The following is a 19,556-nucleotide window of genomic DNA, read 5'->3' on the forward strand; positions in this document are numbered from 1 at the left end:
CATGAGTATCTACTGTCGTGCTCTTTTTCTTTTTGCGGATACTGCCGCCATACCTGCACCGGATGTCAATAAGGTAACCAGCAGCAGACCCGTGGAAGTCGCATCCGCTGTATTCGGCGCTTCCTCCTGATTCGTTTGCGTGGATGCTTCCTGCTTCTTATCACCTACGGTAAACTTTGTTTCTGCATAATTTCCGTCATGATACGTAAAACGTACCGTGTAGCTTCCCTTTTCCAGCGTATTCAGATACTCCGGCTTCAGGGTTAACACCGTGCTTCCGGATGTGAGTGTATAGTAATCACTACTGAGTGCACTGCCGTTGATAAAAATACCATACAGATCTCTCAGCTCTCCGGAACAGATCAGCTCCAGGGGCTTATTGCTTCCCATGATATAGGTTTGGTTTCCTTTCGTGATCACAGGTGTTTTCGTTCTAGCTTGGATAAGCCATGTACTGCCGGCAGGATCAACCTTCAGGATTCCGTTATTGGAATTGGTGATGTATTGATCTTCTATCATGATATCAATGGAAGCATTGCTCAATTCCGTCGGTTTTCCACAGAATTTTATTTGCATTCTCGTATCACCTTTTGCTACTCCATCCGCTGCAATCACCCGCATTCCTTTTGGTAAAGAGTAAAACCAGGAGGAAATATCGCTGCCCTTTGCCAGTTTATGGAAGGCTGCATTTGTCAACGTAATCGTGCTGTAGCTTGCAATTTCTTCATTTACATAACCGGTAACTTTGATCCTATCCAGCGTTCCTCTTGCCTCGGTAGAAGCTGCTGTACCATAAACCTCAATCGTGGTGTCTTTATGAATATTCATGATACTGAGAGTATACATCGTTTTCTCATCGGCAAATGATCTCATGATACGCTTTTCACCATCGATGACAGCATACGGCACGGATTCAAATGCTGTTTTCTCATCTGCATTCAGCGTAAGAATTACATTATCCAGTGGGGTGACACCTTCATTTTTTTCCAACGTGGCAGTTGCATTTTTTAAGTTATCAGTATTCAGAATCAATTTGGAAGAAGTCAGTACGACTGCTTCCCCCTTCACTGAAATCGTGTAGGAATCAGTGACATCGCCGTATATAGAGACGTCATAGTTATAAACCATGGCGGTACTATCACTTTCCCTTCGTATTGTTACGTTGCTGTTATCGCTACGAGCAAGCGGACTGTCCGTAAAGTAATATCCGTCCTTCGCCCTGACAGTCAGGGTAAGCTTACCATCGGTTTCTGTCTTTAAGGCTGCGTCCGCATTTTTTAATGCCGTTGTGTCCAGTGATGCCGCAGGTGCTGCTTTCTCCTGTGCTGTAAGTGGTGTTTCGGCACTCACTTCATCCGCATGGATGCTTACACCCCCGCTCATCATGAACAGCATGGCCAGCGCCATACAGGATGCTCCTGTTCTTTCCAACAATCTTCTTTTCATATCCTTGTCCTTTCCGACAGCTACTCGCTGTCTGATCGCATCTGTTTTCCGTATCAGGTGTTGTATGAAGCTACGGTCTGCTCAGCGCTCTTCTTTATTTATATAGAACTGCAATACCGGCAGCGGAAACCGTAAATGCGCAAAGCAGCATTCCTGCGGAAGTCGCAGCTGCTGTATTCGGTGCAGCGGCATTCGTTTTTTCATTTGGTGTCACAGCCCTTTTATCATTTTCCACCCGGATGGATGCCTTGCGCTCATGTCTTCTTCCGCCTTTAGAGTACCCTGAATGCTCCTGTTCCTACGTTGTGCCTTTTGCCCCCCTCATCCGCCTAGCGGATTGTCATTTGCATGAAGCAGTGACATCGTACTCAGCAGCATACCGGCCGCCATCGCATATCCGCTACTCTTTTCATAAAAGCCCTCATACATGGTTTCTCCTCTCTTAGAAAAACAATGACGCTTTTGACATCACAGTTCCCCATGTGAATGTTTAAATGCTACATACCCTGATAAAATTCTATATATATCATAATATCTCAGAAGAATAATAGCGATACGGCACGCCATTTCTTGAACAAATCTTGAACAATTTATCACACAGAAGTCACGTTTTGCCAATATAAAGTACGTCTGCATGCATATCCTGAAAAATCCGCTTCATCATAAGAAGAGATGGATTCTTTCGAATCATTGCCGTGCGGCTGTATCACCGAAGAACAGACAGGTAAACATTCCTTGTGCAAACATCTTGAAAATTTAGTGTTCTGGTCCTATAATGTACAGGAAAAGCGAGGTTCTATGAAAAAACTAACACTGGAAAACTGGCAGGAGCTGCAGCCGTATATTGCACTTGCCGATTATCATGAATACAATTCCAATACCATGACAATGCTGATGTGGACCAGCATGTATGAGGTCTATTTTGAAACTTATCCCAACTATGCCATCGCCTATACCTGCATGCCGCACCGTGAACCGGTCTGGCTGATGCCATATTGCACAAGGGATCATCGTTTTGAGGCTGTTCATGCGATCCGCACCTATTCTCAGAAGCATGGAATCGCCTTTGAAATTCATTCCATGACCAAAGAATTTAAAAACTGGCTGGTGGACACCTATCCGATGGAATTCCTTATATGGGACTGCTATGACGCAAGAGATTATGTATATGACCGCAGGCAGCAGGAAACATTGTCCGGTAAAAAAATGCAAAAGCGCAGAAATCACTTCCACGCCTTTTTAAAGCAGTATGAAGGACGCTTTGTTTACCGGCAGCTTGATGAAAGCACCAGAGAGGATGTCTATGCCTTTCTGCGCTACTGGCAGTCCTTCAAGGATGTGGATGACAGCATATCCGCCGAGGATACCGGAATTCATCTTTTGCTGGAGCATATAAAGGAGCTTCCGATCGAGGGCGGCTGTATCTATATTGACGGCAGACTGGAAGCATTTAACATTGCATCACGGCTGTCGAAGGATATGATTCAGATTCATGTGGAAAAAGCGAATCGTGAAATTCGCGGTCTGTATATCGCAATTCTAAAGCTGTATCTGGAAACACTGGAGGAGGACATCGTGTATGTCAACCGCGAGGATGATATGGGACTGCCCAAGCTGCGAAAGGCAAAGACGGATATGCAGCCGGTATGTAAAATTCAGAAATTCGGAAGCGTACATCAGGCGCTGAAAATCCAGCAGGCAGATGCTGCCTGGACAAGGAAAATCCGCTCCCTGTGGGAACAGCAGTTTCAGGAGGAAACGGCAGAAAGCACCCAGTTTTATTTTGAGCGCCTCTACCGTGAGGAAAACTGCCTTCTGCTGGTCAGTGAGGAGGAGCTGATCTGCATGCTGCAGCTTCGCCCCATGACAATCGTTCTGGATGGAAAGGATGTCCGTGTACCGTTTATTGTAGGAGTCGCCACCAATCCGGAGTATGAAGGCTGTGGCTATATGGGGATGCTGCTGCGGTATGCCTTAAAGACGGTACAAGGGAAGGCTCCGTTTGTATTACTGCAGGCTTATAACTGGGATTTGTACAAGAGCTTCGGATTTATTGAGCAGTATCAACGGGTTCGCTGGAAGCTGAAAAAACAGAGTGACGCTGCCGACGGCGGCACATGGAAGCAGGTAGAGGATGCACAGGATCTCTTAACCATGTATCTGCACTTCTGTGAACAGAAAAACGGCTGGCGGCGACGTGATCTGGCATATTATAAGAATCAGTTTCTTCCCAATGCGGCAATCTGGAATCAGAAAATCCTCGTCTATTGGGAGGATAACCAGCCAAGGGGATACATCGTACAGGAGGAATCAGCACAGGAGCTCCATATTCGTGAGTGCATCTATGCGGATGAGGAAGCCCTGCAGCATATGATGCGGTATTTGGCACAGGAAGAAAAAACGGTTTATGTCGATCTGGATACAGAGGCACAGGTGGAGGGCCGCAGGAAGCCGGAAACCTGTATGATGGTAAAACAGCTTGGGAAGCAGACATTTCCACAGGATTGCCTGTTTATTCGGGAGGAATTGTAAATAAGCTGCCTATGCCCTTATTATGAATGCAGAATGACTTATCTCCTCGATCTGACACTGTGCCTGCCGGAAGCCAGCAGTGCAGGAAGCCGGACAATCTGTGCACATAATTACATAAGCTTTTGAAAAAACAGCAGAATTGCTGTTCATCTGAAGAAAAAGGAAATCTCAAGCCAGCCTTTATACGGCATGGAAAGGGATTTCCTATTTTTTTGCTTACAGTCTGATTTTCTTACGCTTCCTTTAATAGCTCTTTCAGCTTTTCCACAGCCTCCGCAAAGCTACGCACAAAATATCCGTGCTTCAGGATTGCACCCAGAACATAATGATTCATCCCCATCGTCGGTACCGCATAGCAGTTGGCAGACTGCAGACGGATATCACTGTTGATACCGATAATAATTCTCGTATCCGATTTGATTGCGATTCCCAGCTCCACCATGACACCGGCATCCTCATTTGTCAAATCCGCTATGAAGATATCACACGCTTCCACAGCCTGTGTATCTCCCTCATAAATCATTTCCGGTGTCGGCAGGGATTGCTTGTTTTCGTTAAACGGCTGATCGATCGGATTGAAAATATCCAGCTCTGGAAATTCTCTTCGTAACATGACCCCTTCCGCTTTACGCTGGGCAACCTCTGCCTCATTAAACAGCGACCCTGCTACATAAACCTTTAACATCTGCATCACTCCTCATCTTTTCAAACTGCATTATACTATAGGATGCAGCTGTCCGTAAACGAAAACACCTTCCTGTTTTCTGCGTGACTGCCGCCTCATAACTGCTATAAAATTGCTCATAGCATTCCACTATCTGCCTTTTTTTGTGTATTGTGCTGTTTTATGTTAGCTGTACCGCTGTCAGCTGCTTTCTTCTAAAAAGTATATGGCAAATATGCGCAGTTGCTTATTCCTCCTGCTTTTTTTATACTATATACAGGTCATGACCTACTGCCTGGATTTTCCGCACGGACGCCGTCTCCTTCCTTTTACACGTGTGGAAAACCCGGCAGTTCAGCAGTGTTCAGGACTCTATTTTGCAGAAAATATGTTTCTTTTGGACTTCCTATGTATATCCTGTATATTTTTTCATCAGCATATGTAAAAAAGTGCGCAAATTGCATAAAACCTATAAGAAACATGATACAATAATTCAAAGGAAGGTGGTATTGTATGAAAGGCTATCAGCTGAAAATCACCCTGAAGGGTACATCGCCTCCCGTGTGGCGCCGTATCTGGATTCCGGCAGATATGACATTCCGAAATCTGCATGAGGCGATTCAATATTTATTTGGATGGATGGATTATCATTTATACGATTTTGAAATTGCCCGGGAGCATGTGAAGATCCTGTGCGATGATGGAGAAGCCTTTGAATTTGAAAGAGATACGGTTTTTAAGGATATGGATACCCCGCTGCATACCTATCTGAAAGAAAAGATGAAGCTTGTATATACCTACGATTATGGAGATAACTGGGAACATGTCATTCTGGTTGAAAAGCAGAATGAGGAGGCACTGTCCCAGATAAAGCTTCTGAAATGGAAGCAGGATAATCTTGCGGAGGATGCCGGAAATGTGGACGGCTATCAGGAAATCGTTGCGAAAGCGGCAGATGAAACAAACGAAGAGCATGAGAAAATGAAAAACTGGCTGGAAATGCAGCATATTCCCTTTGATGAGGAAATGGTGAGGGAGGATCTTGCCTCCATCACGCAGGAGGATATGTATTTCACATTGAGTCCGGAAGCCGGAATGGTTCTTAATGAAGCACTTGCCGCATTCATCAACCAGCTGGACAAGATGGAGCTTTGCGGTATGAGTCTGATAACAGCAGATGATCAGGAAACAAAAAAGGTGCTTGTAATCGCTCAGTATGAGGAAGGTTATAATATGCAGCTGTACGAGAATGAGACGGATTATATGCGCGGCGTGGAAAGTACACCTGAGCTGCCCGGCTATAATCTGTATGCCAACGGTGTAAGCATCATCTGTCTGGATCAGGGCTTTCAAAGGGGAGATGGCTGGGTAAGCGAGGATGGAACCTGTATTGTCAAAATCATGCAGACAGGCTATCTTCCTATGGATCCGGATGATGAGGCGGCTTATGAAATTGCGAATGACCTGCACGATTTTCTGGATATCCTGCAGTCCTGCGGCCACCGCAACCTGCCGGATTACAACGAGGGGCGAATGCTGTCGGGTATATGGAAAAAGGATGGCACGCTGGATATCAGTTATCCGGAAATCCGAATGCTGAATGAAAACATCACACTGCATTTGCAACCGGATCAGGCTGCTCTGCTGAACAGGAAGAAAAAAACGATCAGGGAGCTGCAGGTCGATCTGATTGCGGATTTGTTAGAAACAGTAGCAGATATCCGCCTGCCCCTGTATCTGACTCTTGAAAATGAAGATTATCAGCTGAAAATACCGCTGGATGATGAGAGCTATCGCGGTTTTGAGGAGATGAGCAGAAGTGTCGTATCCTTACTCTGCGGATTTATGGAAGAGTATGGAAGGATTACCACACTCATCGTTAATAATGATAATATGGCACAGATGCTCAGCGGACTATGTGAGGATTTATCAATAAAGCTGCGTATTGAAGACTTTATGAGTGAGGCACAAAAGCTCATGATGGAGGAGGACCTGCACCACGACTTTGAAATGCTGAATACGCTGGCAGGTATGAGTGAGGAGGAATTTTATCAGTTTCTCGATCAGCTCGATGAACACCAGCTGGAAGGCTTCAGTCAAATGATTGAGCAGTACATGGACAAATACGGACTGGACAGTGAGCATGACAGCCCGCTGCCGAAATTAAAAGCAAAAAAGCACTTCGATGCCTGAGTATTCTGTACGCAGAAGTCCTGTGATTGTCGAGAACAGAAGAAATGAAGCCAAGCCTTTTGATAAGAACAAAACAGTAAAAACGGAAAGCTGTATACATAGCATACGGCGCCTGCTCTTCTTATGCAATGCATAAGGTATCTTTCAGAGTGTTGAAAGACATACAATAGTCACAAGAGACTTATCCATTTGGTTATCATAAAGATTACATAAAAGGATCAATTCCATCGCTTTTATGAAAAGAAAACGATGAATCTGATCCTTTTTGCTATGCATGAGCTGTATCTTTTCCATCTTTAAGCAAGGGTTCATAATCAGAGTGCTTGCTTTGCTGTTCCTATAAGATAATAAGACACCTCATGTTTGCTTTCCTACGCTGTGACTGCAAATATTGTTCAAGATAAGGCATTGAAGAAAGAGAAGAAGGAACACACCGATGTTCAAATGCGCATTCCATAAGCACTTTTTTCATGCTCGCGCTCAGCTTCCAACCGGCATTTGCATGTCATCATCTGTTTGAGAATTGTTTAAAACTTGAAGCTCTCATTATAGTAATCCTGCAGCTGCTTTTGATATTGCTGTGGGGTCACATTACAGATTTCACGAAAATCATGAATGAAATGTGCCTGATCATAAAAGCCGCACTGCTGGGCAATGGCAGTCAAAGTAAGCTTTTGTTCCTTCAAAAGACTAACAGCCTGATTGATGCGCTGTATTTTCTGTATGGTTTTCATACTGCAGCCAAGGCGCTGCTGCACCAGACGCTGCAGATGCCGGCGGCTGTAGCCGAAGCTATCCATTACATCGGCGATACGCGCCTTACCGGAAAGTCCCTGCATAAGAGCTGCCATTGCATCATCCTGTTTGTTCATCATGGAGAGAAAAATGGTATCGAGCTGCTGAAAAAAGGACGCTTCCCCTTCCGCCTTGTCATAGGCTTCCATAATCAACGCATGACATCGGTGATTCACCTGCTTCAGCTCGATGCGCATATCACGATACGGATATTGGTCTGCCAAGAATAACGCATGGGAGCCTGAGGGACGAAATTCCACAAAATACTGAACCTGATCCTCACCCTCCTTTTTCCAGACGGTCACCATTCTGGTTGTCGGTCCCCAGTATTCCAAATCCAGACTGCTATCCTGCTTCATATTCATGACAATACAGCCGCTGATATCCGGAACCAGATGCAGCTGCTCGGTTATCATGTAGTGGCTGTGACAAATCGTATAGTGTGCAATATATGGTCGCAGCAGGGGGTGCGGCAACAGATACGTATGCGTATCCGTTTTCCACAGACAATCCTGAATATCCTGCTTCAGCTTCATACTATTTTTCAATATACTGTATTGCGATACAGTCCAGACCCGTATGCGCCGCAATTACGGCACTGATGGTATTGATTCTGATTTCTAGGCGGCTGTTTCTCTCCAACAGCTGTCTGCGGATATCCTCCGCTTTTTCCAGACAGCCGGAGTGAATCACATACACATAGCCTTCCCTGCCTGCCAGCTTTTCACTAATCGTATCCACAGCATGAGTAGCTGCCTTTTTCTCTGTACGCACCTTTTCCAATACGTCGATTTTTCCCTGCGTGGAAGGATCGATAATAAGCACAGGCTTGATTTTCAAAAGACTAGCTGCTGCGGCTGCCAGCGGTGTCAAACGGCCTCCCCGTTTCAGATGCTGAATATCATTCGGCAGAATCAATGTTCCGCTCGTCCTGATCAGCTTACTCAAAAGCTCACTAATTTCGGCACCGCTTTTTCCTTCATCTGCATATCGTTTTGCCAGCAGTGCTTCATGTCCCTGCAGATCACAGGTTGTAAAATCCTCAATATGAATGACTGGTATACCAATCTCTCTTGCCATTACCTGAATGGTGTTGAAGGTCGATGAAAGACCGGATGATAAGGGAACCGATACGATTTCTTCATAGCCCTGTTCCTTGATTGTACGTAGTGTAGCCTCGATAACACTGCCCACCGGCATACTCGTTTTCGGAGTATGCTGTTTACGCAAAGCTTCATATAATTCTTCCGTACTGATATCCACACCATCCTGATATGAGTGTTCTTCATCAATTACCTGTAATGGTAGAAGGAATATCCCATGCTCCTGTGCCTGCTGAATCGTCATAGCACTTCCGCTGTCCGTTAATATTGCTGTTTTCATATCCTGACACCTCTTTCATAAACTTACTTATTCATAACACACTCCTATTTTACACCAAATTACTCGGAAATGAAAATTAAAGTTTGTTTTGGTCTGTGAAAGAGAAAGCATATAAGCTTCTTAACTAAATATTTCATGAAATCGTGTAGTTTCTATAAGAAATTATCACACACCGAATGCTGTTCATTTGTTTCGACACAATTCTTCTGTGTACTTTACTGCTTTCATACATACACACTTTGGCGAATTCTTCTGTTATCGTCTTTTCCTGCAGCTTGTTCTACTGCACACTCATGACCACTGTGTATTTTTCTGTCATTTTGACAATCACTCTCGCTTGTCTTATGATATGTACGTGAGATAGCAATCACGTTCGATCAAAGTGTTTTATTATCTGTGGTGGAAAGGAGTACAGATATTCCTTATATCTGATAGTGAAGCAACATGAAATATTTATGGAAGGGTTCCTTTGTGGACAAGGAGGATATCCACATCGATCTGCATGATCGCGGGTATCAGTTTGGAGATGGTATCTACGAGGTAACACATGTTTACAATGGTGTGCTATTCGCACTGGATGAGCATATCGACAGATTGATAAACAGCGCTGCCTTTATCGAATTAAATTTACGGCATACAAAGGATGAAATCGCTGCATTCTGTAGAGGACTTGTAGAACAGAATCACATCGAAAACGGGTATATTTACCTGCAGGTAACACGTGGTGATGGAACGCTGCGCAATCATGGATTCTCCATGTATGAGGAGCAGCAGCCGGTATTCTGCGGTTTTGCGCAAAGCAGTACACGCAGTGAAGAAAAGATGGTCAAGGGGGCTGATGCGATAACAGTGGAGGATCGCCGTTCTCTTATGTGTAATGTGAAGTCACTGAATCTGCTGCCAAACTGTCTGGCCAAGCATGCAGCACAAAAAAAAGGTGTCAGCAAGGCAATCATGGTGCGTGACAATATCGTTACAGAGGAAAAGTCCGGCAATATCTTCATCGTAAAGGACGGCATAGTTCTTACTCATCCCAATGGCGGAAAAATTCTTCCGGGTATTACGAAACAGCTGATCATCGAGCTTCTCCATCAGCACAATATTCCGGTATGGGAAAAGGAATTTAGCGAGGAAGAGCTGCTGCATGCGGATGAGGTCATGGTAACCGATACCAACAGTGAAATTGTTCCTGTTATCAAAGTCAATGATATCATTATCGGGAATGGTGCACGCGGTGAAATAACCAAAAAAATCCAAATGCTCTACAAATCCCTAATTGAAGAGAAATGTGGTAAACTGTAAGTATGTAATCACTACGGGGAAGAAACGAAGCAATGTTTCTTCCTTTTTTCCATCAGGAGGGTTTATGAAAAAATCAAGAAGAAGTCAGCTTCTGCAGCATATTGCAGAAATCACATCCATCGCTATTGCGAATAAAGAATATACTGGTATCAATACCGACGCCTTTACCATCAGTCTCGATCTGAATCTTGACCGTGCTAATGTCAGTCGTATGCTGAATGATCTGTGGCGGGAAAATATTCTTATCAAAATACAGGGACGCCCCACCTTTTATCTGCACCGTAAAACACTGCTGAAGCGCTATCCCAATTCCTATATACCAGCGCTCATACCTAAAAATGAAGAGCTTGCCACTTATCTGGAGCACTCGCTTGTACTCTCTCAGGAAACAGCGAAGGAAGCATTTACCAGTTGCATTGGGCATTCCATTCGGGAGAGTATGTATCCCATCATTGAGGACATCAAGGTCTTTCTCACCTATCCACAGACCATGCGCTCCATCATGATCTGCGGTCCGCACAAAAGCGGAAAGCATCATCTATTACGCTGTATCATGCAATATCTGAAAATTGATACAGAGCAGCTACTTCATATTGACTGCGCAGCAATCGCGTTAGGAAAGCTGACAATTTCTGACATTATGCAGCGAATCGATACAAGCCTTGATCAGGAAAAAAGCAACATCATCCTGTTTGAAAACCTGGATGCACTCACGGAACTCCCTGCAAGCATTACGACGATGGAAACCTTGCTCCGCTTTTATCAGCGAATGGCAGAGAGCAATGAGCTGAACCTGCTATTTCTTGCCGTGACTGCAATGAATGAACACTTTCTACAGCTGCAAAAGCTGTTTCAGAAGGTATATGAGCTCCCTGATTTGAATAGCAGAACATTAAAGGAAAAGTATGAGTTTGTGTTGTATTTTATGCAAAATGAAGCAGATGCAATCGGTAAGACGATTTCTCTATCCTCCTCCATTCTAAATTGCTTTGCGACTGCATGCTATCCGGGGAATCTACAGAATCTGATGCAGGAACTGCGACACGCCCTTTCCTATGCATACATACAATCCTCACAACAGCAGGAAACCTTTATCACTATTGATTATCAGCATCTCTCAGATGAACTGCTTGCCAGTATCCGCAATGTATCCGATATACTTCCCATCATAGAAAGCATTACCTCCACACTGCAGGAAAAAAATCACTTTCTGATTCCGGAGACAGAATGTATTCCCCTGCAAAAGCTGCTGCACAGCTGTATTCAGGAGGATGGTATCCTGCAGGCATTCACACACCGGGAGCCAAGACTGTCCGAATACTGTAAGCAGGAGCTGCGCAATGCCGCAAAGCTGGAAATCAATCAGCTGTATTCACTGTCATTACAGAAGATACGGGACTGCATACAGCAGGTTTTGGATAAACATGCCTTCACAATACAGGAAAAGCAGCTGGATAAGCTGTGCATACGTATAAACAATCTATTTTCCATATTGAAGCATCACTCCTATTCCACCGCGTTCGTCCCCGATATGGATATGCAGGATACTGCTATACAATTGCTTTGTGAGGAAATATGTGAAGCATTAAAACAAACCTTTGATAGAAAGCTTCCGGATATGGAGCAGTTGTTCATGTATTGTTATCTGTTGTATTCCAGAGAGCATCACATAAAGGGCAGCATCGCTGTTTTGGTTGCCTGTCAGGGTGAGGGAATTGCTGAAAAATATGCCACCCATGTAAATACTATGAAGTATCAGGTGAAATGCCGGTACATCGATGAAACTGGTACAGCATCCACAAGAAATCTGACAGCCTTTCTCAGTACCGTTGTGGATAAGGTAAGGGAAATTGATGAGGGAAGCGGTGTTGTCATCATTACCGATTTTAATCCTCTGCTTGATTTTGATTCCGAAATTCGCAGCAGGACAGATATCGAAACGGTAACGCTTTCCCCAACCTCACTGCCGCTTCTGATTCAGGTGATGAATATGGTGAACAATCCATCTATACAGCTGGAGGATATACGGAATTATGACTATGGAACCGCCCTGCAGATACCGCAGAGCGATTCGACAGGCTATGGTATTGAGATACAGAAAACGCTGGATGATGTAGCGGACAAAATTCTATCAGAATCTCTTGTATTCCTGAATCCGAAGAAAGCTACAATGGCATTGTTTCGAGTATTGATGAAAATTTATGAGGATCTCGGACTAAATTATACTGATGAAATATCCATCCGTTTTATTTTCCACAGTGCGTTTATGATTGAGCGTGTAATTCGTAGAGAACCGTTGATCTATAAAAATACAAACAGTATCATTTCCACAAACCGTGAGGTTTATACTTCCATTGACCGCAACATGGAGCTGGTGAATGATGTATTCGGCATCAGCATTCCATCCAGTGAAATTGCACGACTTTCTGAAATTTTTGTTGATCTTATCAATGGTTGTGAACAGGAGGAATGTAGGACAGGCATTGATTGATACCAGGCAAAGCCATCATAATCATCTCATATCGCAATGCACTTATTGTTTCGATATCAACTATCATAGATCATTCTAAGGCGATTCCTGATAAGCACCAGTAAAAGGCTGATCCTGAAAAGTCAGCCTTTTATCTTCTATTTCTGTTCGTATCATCATGTTTTAAATACGTTTTTTATTACTACCAACACATGATAAATGTTTCCTTATTGCAGGTACTGCAGACCGCTTCTGCTTGATTCTTAACCTTAATACCGTATAGGCAGCATATTTTTTAAAATCAATGCAGCATAATCAAACGCAGGTACTACATGGAAAACAGGATGCATCTCTGCACCCTGTTTTCATTTTCTATAAATATCAATAATGCGGCGTATTTCCGCTGCATTATTCGCGATTTCCTCTTGTGTCCCTTTTGTAAGCAAGCCACCGAAGCCTACACAGGAAATCCCGTTTTCCAGCCACTCCTCTAAATTATCAAGACTTGCACCGCCACTTGCCATTAACGGCATTTCCGGAATCGGTGTTTGAATGATTTTCGCAAGCTGCGGCCCATAGAAATTGGAAATCGGAAAGGCCTTGATATAGGAGGCACCAACCTCTAACGCCTCCAGCATCTCTGTAATGGTCGTACAGCCTGGTGCGTATGGTATCTGATAGCGATTGCACATACGCGCGACCTCCCTGCTGAAATTCGGAGCAATGACGAATTTCGCTCCTGCCAGAATTGCCATACGGCAGGTTTCCGCATCCAGTATTGTTCCGGCTCCGACTAGCATAGTCTTTCCAAATTCATGATTCAGTGCCGCAATGACATCTCCTGCATTGGGGAGTGTATAGCTGATTTCCATCACATCAACACCACCCTGCAAACAGCCTCTTGCAATTTCCTTTCCCCGTTCAATACTCTCTGTACGAACGATTGCCATAGCACCGCATGCCTCCATACGGTTCACTATATCTGCTTTAAACATATTACATCTCTCCTTCCTGCACATAGTACTGCAGCATTTCCCGAATTTCAGCCAATACAGCCTCATTCGGCATAATGATTGGTTTTCTGCATTCTCCAGCCGCTATTCCAGCCATATTCATAGTAGCCTTTAATACCGACGGTATACTCCCCAGCTTCAACACCTTACGCAAAGGCTCGATCTTTTCCTGCATCATCTGCGCCTCTGCCAGCTTTCCTTGTTCAAAATATCTAATGATAGCCACATCAATATCGGTTAGCAGATTACTGGTAGCCGCCACTGCCCCCTGTGCCCCCAGCTTCAATGCCTTTAGTATCAGGGAATCACTCCCACTGAGGACGGCAAATTCCATCTCCCTTGTAAGCTCTATATACTGTTTAATCTGTTCGATATTACCACTGCTGTCCTTAATTCCGACAATATTATCATGACAGGCAAGTGCTGCTGCGGTTTGCGGTTCGATATTGTTTCCTGTATTTTTAGGAATATTATAAAGTATAATCGGTATGTTAACAGCATCTGCGACCGCTTCATAATGCTGTAATAGCTCCTGCTGGCTCAGCGGTACAAGAAACGGTGTAATTACACTGAGTGCAGTAATACCCGTCTGTTGCAAAGCCTGCGATAGCTCGATAACCTCCTGTGTGGAATTGCCGCCGCTTCCTGCATACACAGGAACTCTGCAATCAGCATATTCTACCACCATTGCGGCTAGCTTTACTTTCTCTTCTCTGCTTAAAACATGAAATTCACCGTTTGTTCCCAATATAAATATTCCATTAACCCCCTTTTGAATGAGACGTTCCACCAGCCCGCGTACCGCTTCCTCATCAATACTGCCATTTCTCATCGGTGTGACCATTGCAGTTATCAATCCTTTAACTGTCATTGCTGTTCCTCCCTTCGTGTGCGTTCACCAAGACTTCCTCCCGGATGCCATTTTAAATAATCCTTTCCGGTGATATTTTTACGATATTGCAGCAGAACGCTGAGACTCTGCAGCACAAGCAGCTCTACCAAAATACTGGCTCTCGGCGGTTTATTAAGACGATCGCCTTCCTGCTCCACATGAGCATACAGCTGTGCATCACTGTTTGCATACAGCCAGGAATCAGTATTTCCACAGACTGCAATGATTACGGCACGATTTTGCTTCAGCGTCGTTACCGTCTGCTTCAGTTCCGCAGTATTCCCGGAATTGCTGATGACGATGACCACATCCTGCTCGGCCACCTGACCGGCACTTCCATGAACCGCCTCTGTCCCATCCAGAAAATAAGCCGGTGTGCCGGTTGACGAGAGCAGAGATGCAGCATAGCCTGCAAGATGCGCAGGCTTTCCGATTCCCGTCACATGAATACGACAGCCTTTCTGTTCCGCTTCCTGAATGAGATTTCCAGCCATTTCCAGCTGCTTCATATCATATGCTTTCACCGCCTCGTGCAGTTGCGCCTCCGCAAGCCGCATAAAGCTTTGTATTTCTTTTATATGCTCCATACTTCCTCCTTTTTATACAATCTGTTTCCGAAAGTTTCCATATACCTGAATTTGTGAGCTGACGATTACAAACGCTTCCGGATCTGTTGTCTGAATCAGCTTCACCATATTCTGCATCTGATCCCTTGTCACGACACTGAGAAGGATTTCCTTCTCGGCCTTTGTATATGCACCAAAGCCGTTCCAGCAGGTGATTCCGCGCTCACTGTAAGCAAGCAGACGCTGACGCAAAAGAGCACTGTTCTCTGTAAAAATCATCAGCTCAACCTCAATATTTCTTTTATGGATACGATCCACGGCAAACGACAGCAGTGTAGAGTGGATCATAGAATACACAGCTGTTTGGAAATCATAAAATAGTAAACAGAGCAGATAGACGGAGGTATTCACCAACATATAAATACTGCCAACGCTTCCCTTGTTGCTCTGGGAAAGATAAATACCAATCACGTCAATGCCTCCTCCGCTTCCCTTTCCATTAAAGGTCATCACTGTACCAATCGCACATAAGACAGAGCCCACAATGACAGCAACCAGCGGATCCTGCAGGAGCAGCTCACGCTGCACAGGTATCAAAGATAGCATCAGGCTCTGCACAGCAATCGTCAGCAGCGTCATTACGGCAAAGCGCCTGGATACATAATGAAAGGCAAACAAAAAAATGAGAATATTTAAAAGAAAATTGATGATACCGGCAATATCAAAGGGAAACTGCATACCGCTGCATACCGTTATGAAATCTCTGAGCAGCTGAGCAATCCCCATGAAACCCGCACTATACACCTGTACAGGTATCAAAAATATATTCAACGATATTGCAAACAATACTGAACCCAGCAAAACCTGCAGGATATCCTTAACAGTTTCCTTCGTCATGTACATAAACCCGTTGAACGCGTTTCCCCATTCCACAGGTAACCTCCACCGCCGTTCCACCGGTTTCCCGTCCAAGCAAATTGGCACTGATGCGCTGTGTTCCCTCACTGCCCAACACTGTAATGGTATCATTCACCCTAACATCTGGGATATCAGTGATATCGACCATCATAACATCCATACAAATTTTACCAAGAATACGTGTGCGTTTACCGTGTACTAATACATACACCTGATCCGAAGCATACAGACACCGGGAATATCCGTCCGCAAAGCCCAGTGATACAACAGCAATGCGCATTGGCTGTGGGGTGATAAAGGTTCTGCCATAGCCGATGCCTTCTCCCTGCTTTACATCACGTATTGCATAGATGCGTGCTTTCCAGTTGACAATCGGTTCCAGCTTCAGATATTCGATATCCGCATCCGATCCCAGTCCATACAGATACAGTCCCACCCGCACCATATCCAGATGCATTTCCGGATTGGTGAGCGTTGCCTTGGAATTGCAGCAGTGACGAATACCGGGATCTATATGATCTTCTTCAAGACGATGCAACATATCACAGAACAGCTGATACTGCCGAGCAAGAAAGGCTTCATCCTGCAATGCTTTACTGCCGGCAGTTGAAAAATGTGTGTAAATGCCGGTAATCTGTAGCTGTGGCAGTTCATATAATGTCCGCACTTCTTTGTAGGCCTCTGTAATACGCTCCTCCTCGCATGCGATCCCCAAGCGATGAAAGCCGGTATCCAGCTTGATATGCATAGACAGGCGAAGCTTTTTCTGTTCACACAGCTCTGCAATATGCAGAGCATATGAATAGGATAGAGCACTGCAGGTGATATTCTTCTGTGCTGCCTCCTCTATATTGCTGTCATCAAGAAAGCCGAATACCAGAATGGGAGTTGTGATGCCCTGATCACGCAGCTCTCTGGCCTCATAAAAGGATGCTACCGCAAACCAGTCACTCATATCCTCGATTGCTTTTGCGATACGGACTGCCCCGTGTCCATAGCCATCAGCCTTCAGCACAGCTAACAGCTTGGTATCCTTTGAAAGCAGAGCTCTTACTTTTCTTGTATTTTCTTTCAGCTGTTGCAGATTCACCTCTGCATAGGTGCGATAAGGTAATACCTTCATATATTGTTCACGTATGAAGCATGTAAGATACGCCTCATACCTCTCCTTTCCTTCGCCTTTTTGAAAAAATGGATCAATGCTGTGCATAGACCCAAATTACATTAGAATATTCCAATCAGTACACCGAGCGCACATACAGCAGCCAGAATCAGTATGATTTTTACTGCGGATACCTTTTTGTTAAGAAGATATACAGAGAGCAGAACCATACTCAATGGCAGTATGTTTTTTAATATCACATCCAGCACATCCGCCTGCAAGGCAATCTTGCTTCCCTTCCCCAGAACAAATTCAAGCGGTGAGCTCAGCGTAACATAGCTGGCAGCCAGTGCCCCAAGTGTAATTCCACCCAATGTGGAGGTCATAGTTGTAATCCAGTTCAGCTTACCAATGGAGAAAATTTCCTGAATACCTTCTTTTCCTGTATGATAAGATTTCTTAAGGAGCCAGATGGCAAACGGCCAAACGATCGCTACCAGAATACCCTCTAAAAGGAAAGGCGCAATCAGATTACCTGTCTGACCAATACTGATACAAAAGGCAGTAACGATTGGCGCAATGGTACCGGCACGAACGGAATCTCCCAAGCCTGCCAGCGGTCCCATCAGACCTGTTTTTAAAGAATTGATTGCTTCATCGCTGATAGGTGCTCCATTGGCACGCTCCTCCTCCAGCGCCAGTGTAATACCGTGAATCGCAAGACCGCAATAAGGCTCAGAGTTATAAAATTGCATATGCCGCTTACAGGCAGCTGTCAGCTCTTCCGGATTATCCCCATACAGCTTCACCAGCACCGGAGATATGGCATAGAAGAAACCGGGAGCCTGCAGCCGCTCATAGCTGACACTCGCTTCCTGAAAAAACACCCATCTCCACCAGACCTTCATGAGGTCTTTATTGGTAATTCTCTTTTCCTGTTTTACTTCATTCCTTATTTCTTCCATGATTATTCACCTGTCCTTTTTGAAGATAGATCCGTATAGAAATAGGCAATGATGATTGCAAACAATGCTACAACGATCATTGAGAATCCCTGATAGGTCACCATCAGGAAACCCAGCAGAAAGAATAGAATAACCGATTTCTTGGACATCAGCATACGCAATGTCATCCCGATACCAACAGCAGGCAGCACACCCCCGATGACCTCCAGCATATGAAGTGGCATACCGGATAGTGAATCAATTGCGGTTTTTGCAACATCTGCACCAAAGTATACGACCAGTGCCACCGGAATGGTCATCAAAAACGCAGTCGTAATCTGTGGCGGCCATACATGCAGAAAGTTCATCCGTTTCACATCACCGGTTTCTGCTGCCTTATCCATCATGTGAACAAAGATACAGTTTTTCGTCATGTGTACCGTCCAAAGCAGATTTCCCAAAAGACCTATCGGTACCGCCATGGATACTGCAACCTCCGGAGAAGCACCACTGGCAAGAGCCAGAGCTGTGCCCACGATACCTGCAAGCGCAGAGTCAGTCGGCATCGTACTGCCGACCATGATCACGCCGATAAACGGAAGATTGATAGCAGAACCGATGATCAAGCCCTGCACAGGATCCCCCATAATCAAACCGACAATCGCCCCGTTTACCAGCGGCTGACGGACATAATTCCCCATGAATGCTGTCAGCCATGGCGTACCACTCTGACACAGGAAGTATAAAAACCCAATCAGAATCGCCTGAATTACATTTATATGCATACGTATTCCTTACGGCTGTTAGCTATACAGTATACAGCCGTTTCTCCTTTCGTTTCAAATAATTTATTGTATTAAAGATATTTCCCTAAATCCTCAGCCTTTTCCGTAGGAACGACCTGTACCTTCATCATCAGCTCCATCTTTCGAAGCTCTCGAAAAACCTCACGTTCCTCATCAGAAGCGGCAATATTTTTATAAAGCTTGCTTCTTCCGGCTTTCATCCCCATACCCCCGACATTGAGATATTCCAGCTTTACGCCGTTGTTCAGCAAAGTCAGAATTACCTGCGGTGTTTTGACCAGAATCAGAATTTTCTCCCCTTTTCCATCCTCCTTTAGATAGGCTGCAGCATCTGTATCATTGAATACCTTCAGGGAAATCGTTGATGGTATTAGTGATTTCATCATCATGACCACAAAGGTATCCTTGCAAAGCTCGTTGTCGATAATAACAACCTCATTGGCATCACACTGCTTCAGCCAGGCAGTCATGACCTGTCCGTGTATCAGACGGTCATCAATTCTTGCAAATACAATTTGTTTCATAATTCT

16 protein-coding genes are annotated in these 19,556 nt (G+C 44.6%); 4 read left to right on the forward strand and 12 right to left on the reverse strand.

Annotated features, from left to right (window positions below):
* Positions 1-9: 9 nt before the first annotated feature.
* Positions 10-1,407 carry a hypothetical protein gene (locus tag G4D54_19030; protein ID QJA05241.1) on the reverse strand — a complete coding sequence of 466 codons (1,398 nt, stop codon included), beginning with the start codon at positions 1,405-1,407 and terminating at the stop codon, positions 10-12.
* Positions 1,408-2,244: 837 nt separating this feature from the next.
* Between G4D54_19030 and G4D54_19035 the strand changes: the two genes are divergently transcribed.
* Positions 2,245-3,978 (forward strand): GNAT family N-acetyltransferase, encoded by a 1,734-nt coding sequence (locus G4D54_19035; GenBank protein QJA04367.1) that lies wholly within the window; start codon positions 2,245-2,247, stop codon positions 3,976-3,978.
* Positions 3,979-4,210: 232 nt separating this feature from the next.
* On the opposite strand, the gene G4D54_19040 is transcribed toward G4D54_19035, so the two are convergent.
* Positions 4,211-4,663, reverse strand: a complete 453-nt coding sequence (locus G4D54_19040; protein QJA04368.1) for a nucleoside 2-deoxyribosyltransferase — start codon at positions 4,661-4,663, stop codon at positions 4,211-4,213.
* Between the two features lie 492 nt (positions 4,664-5,155).
* Between G4D54_19040 and G4D54_19045 the strand changes: the two genes are divergently transcribed.
* Positions 5,156-6,835, forward strand: coding sequence for a plasmid pRiA4b ORF-3 family protein (locus G4D54_19045; GenBank protein QJA04369.1), 1,680 nt, complete (start codon positions 5,156-5,158; stop codon positions 6,833-6,835).
* A 527-nt stretch (positions 6,836-7,362) separates the two neighbouring features.
* Here G4D54_19045 and G4D54_19050 read toward each other — a convergent pair.
* Positions 7,363-8,166, reverse strand: a complete 804-nt coding sequence (locus tag G4D54_19050; GenBank protein ID QJA04370.1) for a helix-turn-helix transcriptional regulator — start codon at positions 8,164-8,166, stop codon at positions 7,363-7,365.
* A 1-nt stretch (position 8,167) separates the two neighbouring features.
* Entirely contained in the window at positions 8,168-9,013 is an 846-nt protein-coding gene (locus G4D54_19055; protein QJA04371.1) for a DegV family protein, read from the reverse strand.
* Between the two features lie 444 nt (positions 9,014-9,457).
* On the opposite strand from G4D54_19055, the gene dat reads away from it, so the two are divergent.
* Both dat and G4D54_19065 read left to right on the forward strand, forming a co-directional pair.
* Positions 9,458-10,315 (forward strand): D-amino-acid transaminase, encoded by an 858-nt coding sequence (dat, locus tag G4D54_19060; GenBank protein QJA04372.1) that lies wholly within the window; start codon positions 9,458-9,460, stop codon positions 10,313-10,315.
* Positions 10,316-10,379: 64 nt separating this feature from the next.
* Positions 10,380-12,806 carry a PRD domain-containing protein gene (locus tag G4D54_19065; GenBank protein ID QJA04373.1) on the forward strand — a complete coding sequence of 809 codons (2,427 nt, stop codon included), beginning with the start codon at positions 10,380-10,382 and terminating at the stop codon, positions 12,804-12,806.
* 344 nt (positions 12,807-13,150) lie between these two features.
* Here the strand turns inward: G4D54_19065 and G4D54_19070 are convergent, their stop codons facing one another.
* From G4D54_19070 to G4D54_19105, 8 genes are all read right to left on the reverse strand, one after another.
* On the reverse strand, positions 13,151-13,780 hold the full coding sequence (locus G4D54_19070; GenBank protein QJA04374.1) for a ketohydroxyglutarate aldolase: 630 nt from the start codon (positions 13,778-13,780) through the stop codon (positions 13,151-13,153).
* A gap of 1 nt (position 13,781) precedes the next feature.
* On the reverse strand, positions 13,782-14,669 hold the full coding sequence (dapA, locus tag G4D54_19075; GenBank protein QJA04375.1) for a 4-hydroxy-tetrahydrodipicolinate synthase: 888 nt from the start codon (positions 14,667-14,669) through the stop codon (positions 13,782-13,784).
* Positions 14,666-15,277 carry an SIS domain-containing protein gene (locus tag G4D54_19080; GenBank protein ID QJA04376.1) on the reverse strand — a complete coding sequence of 204 codons (612 nt, stop codon included), beginning with the start codon at positions 15,275-15,277 and terminating at the stop codon, positions 14,666-14,668. Before G4D54_19080 ends, dapA begins: the two co-directional genes overlap by 4 nt.
* Before the next feature lie 12 nt (positions 15,278-15,289).
* Positions 15,290-16,189, reverse strand: a complete 900-nt coding sequence (locus G4D54_19085) for a YitT family protein (protein QJA04377.1) — start codon at positions 16,187-16,189, stop codon at positions 15,290-15,292.
* On the reverse strand, positions 16,134-17,384 hold the full coding sequence (gene alr, locus G4D54_19090) for an alanine racemase (GenBank protein QJA04378.1): 1,251 nt from the start codon (positions 17,382-17,384) through the stop codon (positions 16,134-16,136). The genes G4D54_19085 and alr overlap by 56 nt, the downstream gene beginning before the upstream one ends.
* Positions 17,385-17,398: 14 nt before the next feature.
* Positions 17,399-18,241 (reverse strand): PTS system mannose/fructose/sorbose family transporter subunit IID, encoded by an 843-nt coding sequence (locus tag G4D54_19095; protein QJA04379.1) that lies wholly within the window; start codon positions 18,239-18,241, stop codon positions 17,399-17,401.
* A 2-nt stretch (positions 18,242-18,243) separates the two neighbouring features.
* Positions 18,244-19,005, reverse strand: coding sequence for a PTS sugar transporter subunit IIC (locus tag G4D54_19100; GenBank protein QJA04380.1), 762 nt, complete (start codon positions 19,003-19,005; stop codon positions 18,244-18,246).
* Between the two features lie 71 nt (positions 19,006-19,076).
* On the reverse strand, positions 19,077-19,550 hold the full coding sequence (locus G4D54_19105; GenBank protein QJA04381.1) for a PTS sugar transporter subunit IIB: 474 nt from the start codon (positions 19,548-19,550) through the stop codon (positions 19,077-19,079).
* Positions 19,551-19,556: the final 6 nt, after the last annotated feature.

Source organism: [Clostridium] innocuum, from assembly GCA_012317185.1.
In the GTDB taxonomy this organism is placed as follows: Bacteria; Bacillota_I; Bacilli_A; order Erysipelotrichales; family Erysipelotrichaceae; genus Clostridium_AQ; species Clostridium_AQ innocuum.

Bases quoted from the DNA above. Each gene is read 5' to 3' on its own strand.
- G4D54_19035 (QJA04367.1), top strand. From the start codon at position 2,245: ATGAAAAAACTAACACTGGAAAACTGGCAGGAGCTGCAGCCGTATATT.
- G4D54_19030 (QJA05241.1), bottom strand. From the start codon at position 1,407: ATGGCGCTGGCCATGCTGTTCATGATGAGCGGGGGTGTAAGCATCCAT.
- dat (QJA04372.1), top strand. From the start codon at position 9,458: ATGAAATATTTATGGAAGGGTTCCTTTGTGGACAAGGAGGATATCCAC.
- G4D54_19095 (QJA04379.1), bottom strand. From the start codon at position 18,241: ATGGAAGAAATAAGGAATGAAGTAAAACAGGAAAAGAGAATTACCAAT.
- G4D54_19070 (QJA04374.1), bottom strand. From the start codon at position 13,780: ATGTTTAAAGCAGATATAGTGAACCGTATGGAGGCATGCGGTGCTATG.
- G4D54_19050 (QJA04370.1), bottom strand. From the start codon at position 8,166: ATGAAGCTGAAGCAGGATATTCAGGATTGTCTGTGGAAAACGGATACG.
- alr (QJA04378.1), bottom strand. From the start codon at position 17,384: ATGCACAGCATTGATCCATTTTTTCAAAAAGGCGAAGGAAAGGAGAGG.
- G4D54_19055 (QJA04371.1), bottom strand. From the start codon at position 9,013: ATGAAAACAGCAATATTAACGGACAGCGGAAGTGCTATGACGATTCAG.
- G4D54_19080 (QJA04376.1), bottom strand. From the start codon at position 15,277: ATGGAGCATATAAAAGAAATACAAAGCTTTATGCGGCTTGCGGAGGCG.
- dapA (QJA04375.1), bottom strand. From the start codon at position 14,669: ATGACAGTTAAAGGATTGATAACTGCAATGGTCACACCGATGAGAAAT.
- G4D54_19100 (QJA04380.1), bottom strand. From the start codon at position 19,005: ATGCATATAAATGTAATTCAGGCGATTCTGATTGGGTTTTTATACTTC.
- G4D54_19105 (QJA04381.1), bottom strand. From the start codon at position 19,550: ATGAAACAAATTGTATTTGCAAGAATTGATGACCGTCTGATACACGGA.
- G4D54_19045 (QJA04369.1), top strand. From the start codon at position 5,156: ATGAAAGGCTATCAGCTGAAAATCACCCTGAAGGGTACATCGCCTCCC.
- G4D54_19065 (QJA04373.1), top strand. From the start codon at position 10,380: ATGAAAAAATCAAGAAGAAGTCAGCTTCTGCAGCATATTGCAGAAATC.
- G4D54_19040 (QJA04368.1), bottom strand. From the start codon at position 4,663: ATGTTAAAGGTTTATGTAGCAGGGTCGCTGTTTAATGAGGCAGAGGTT.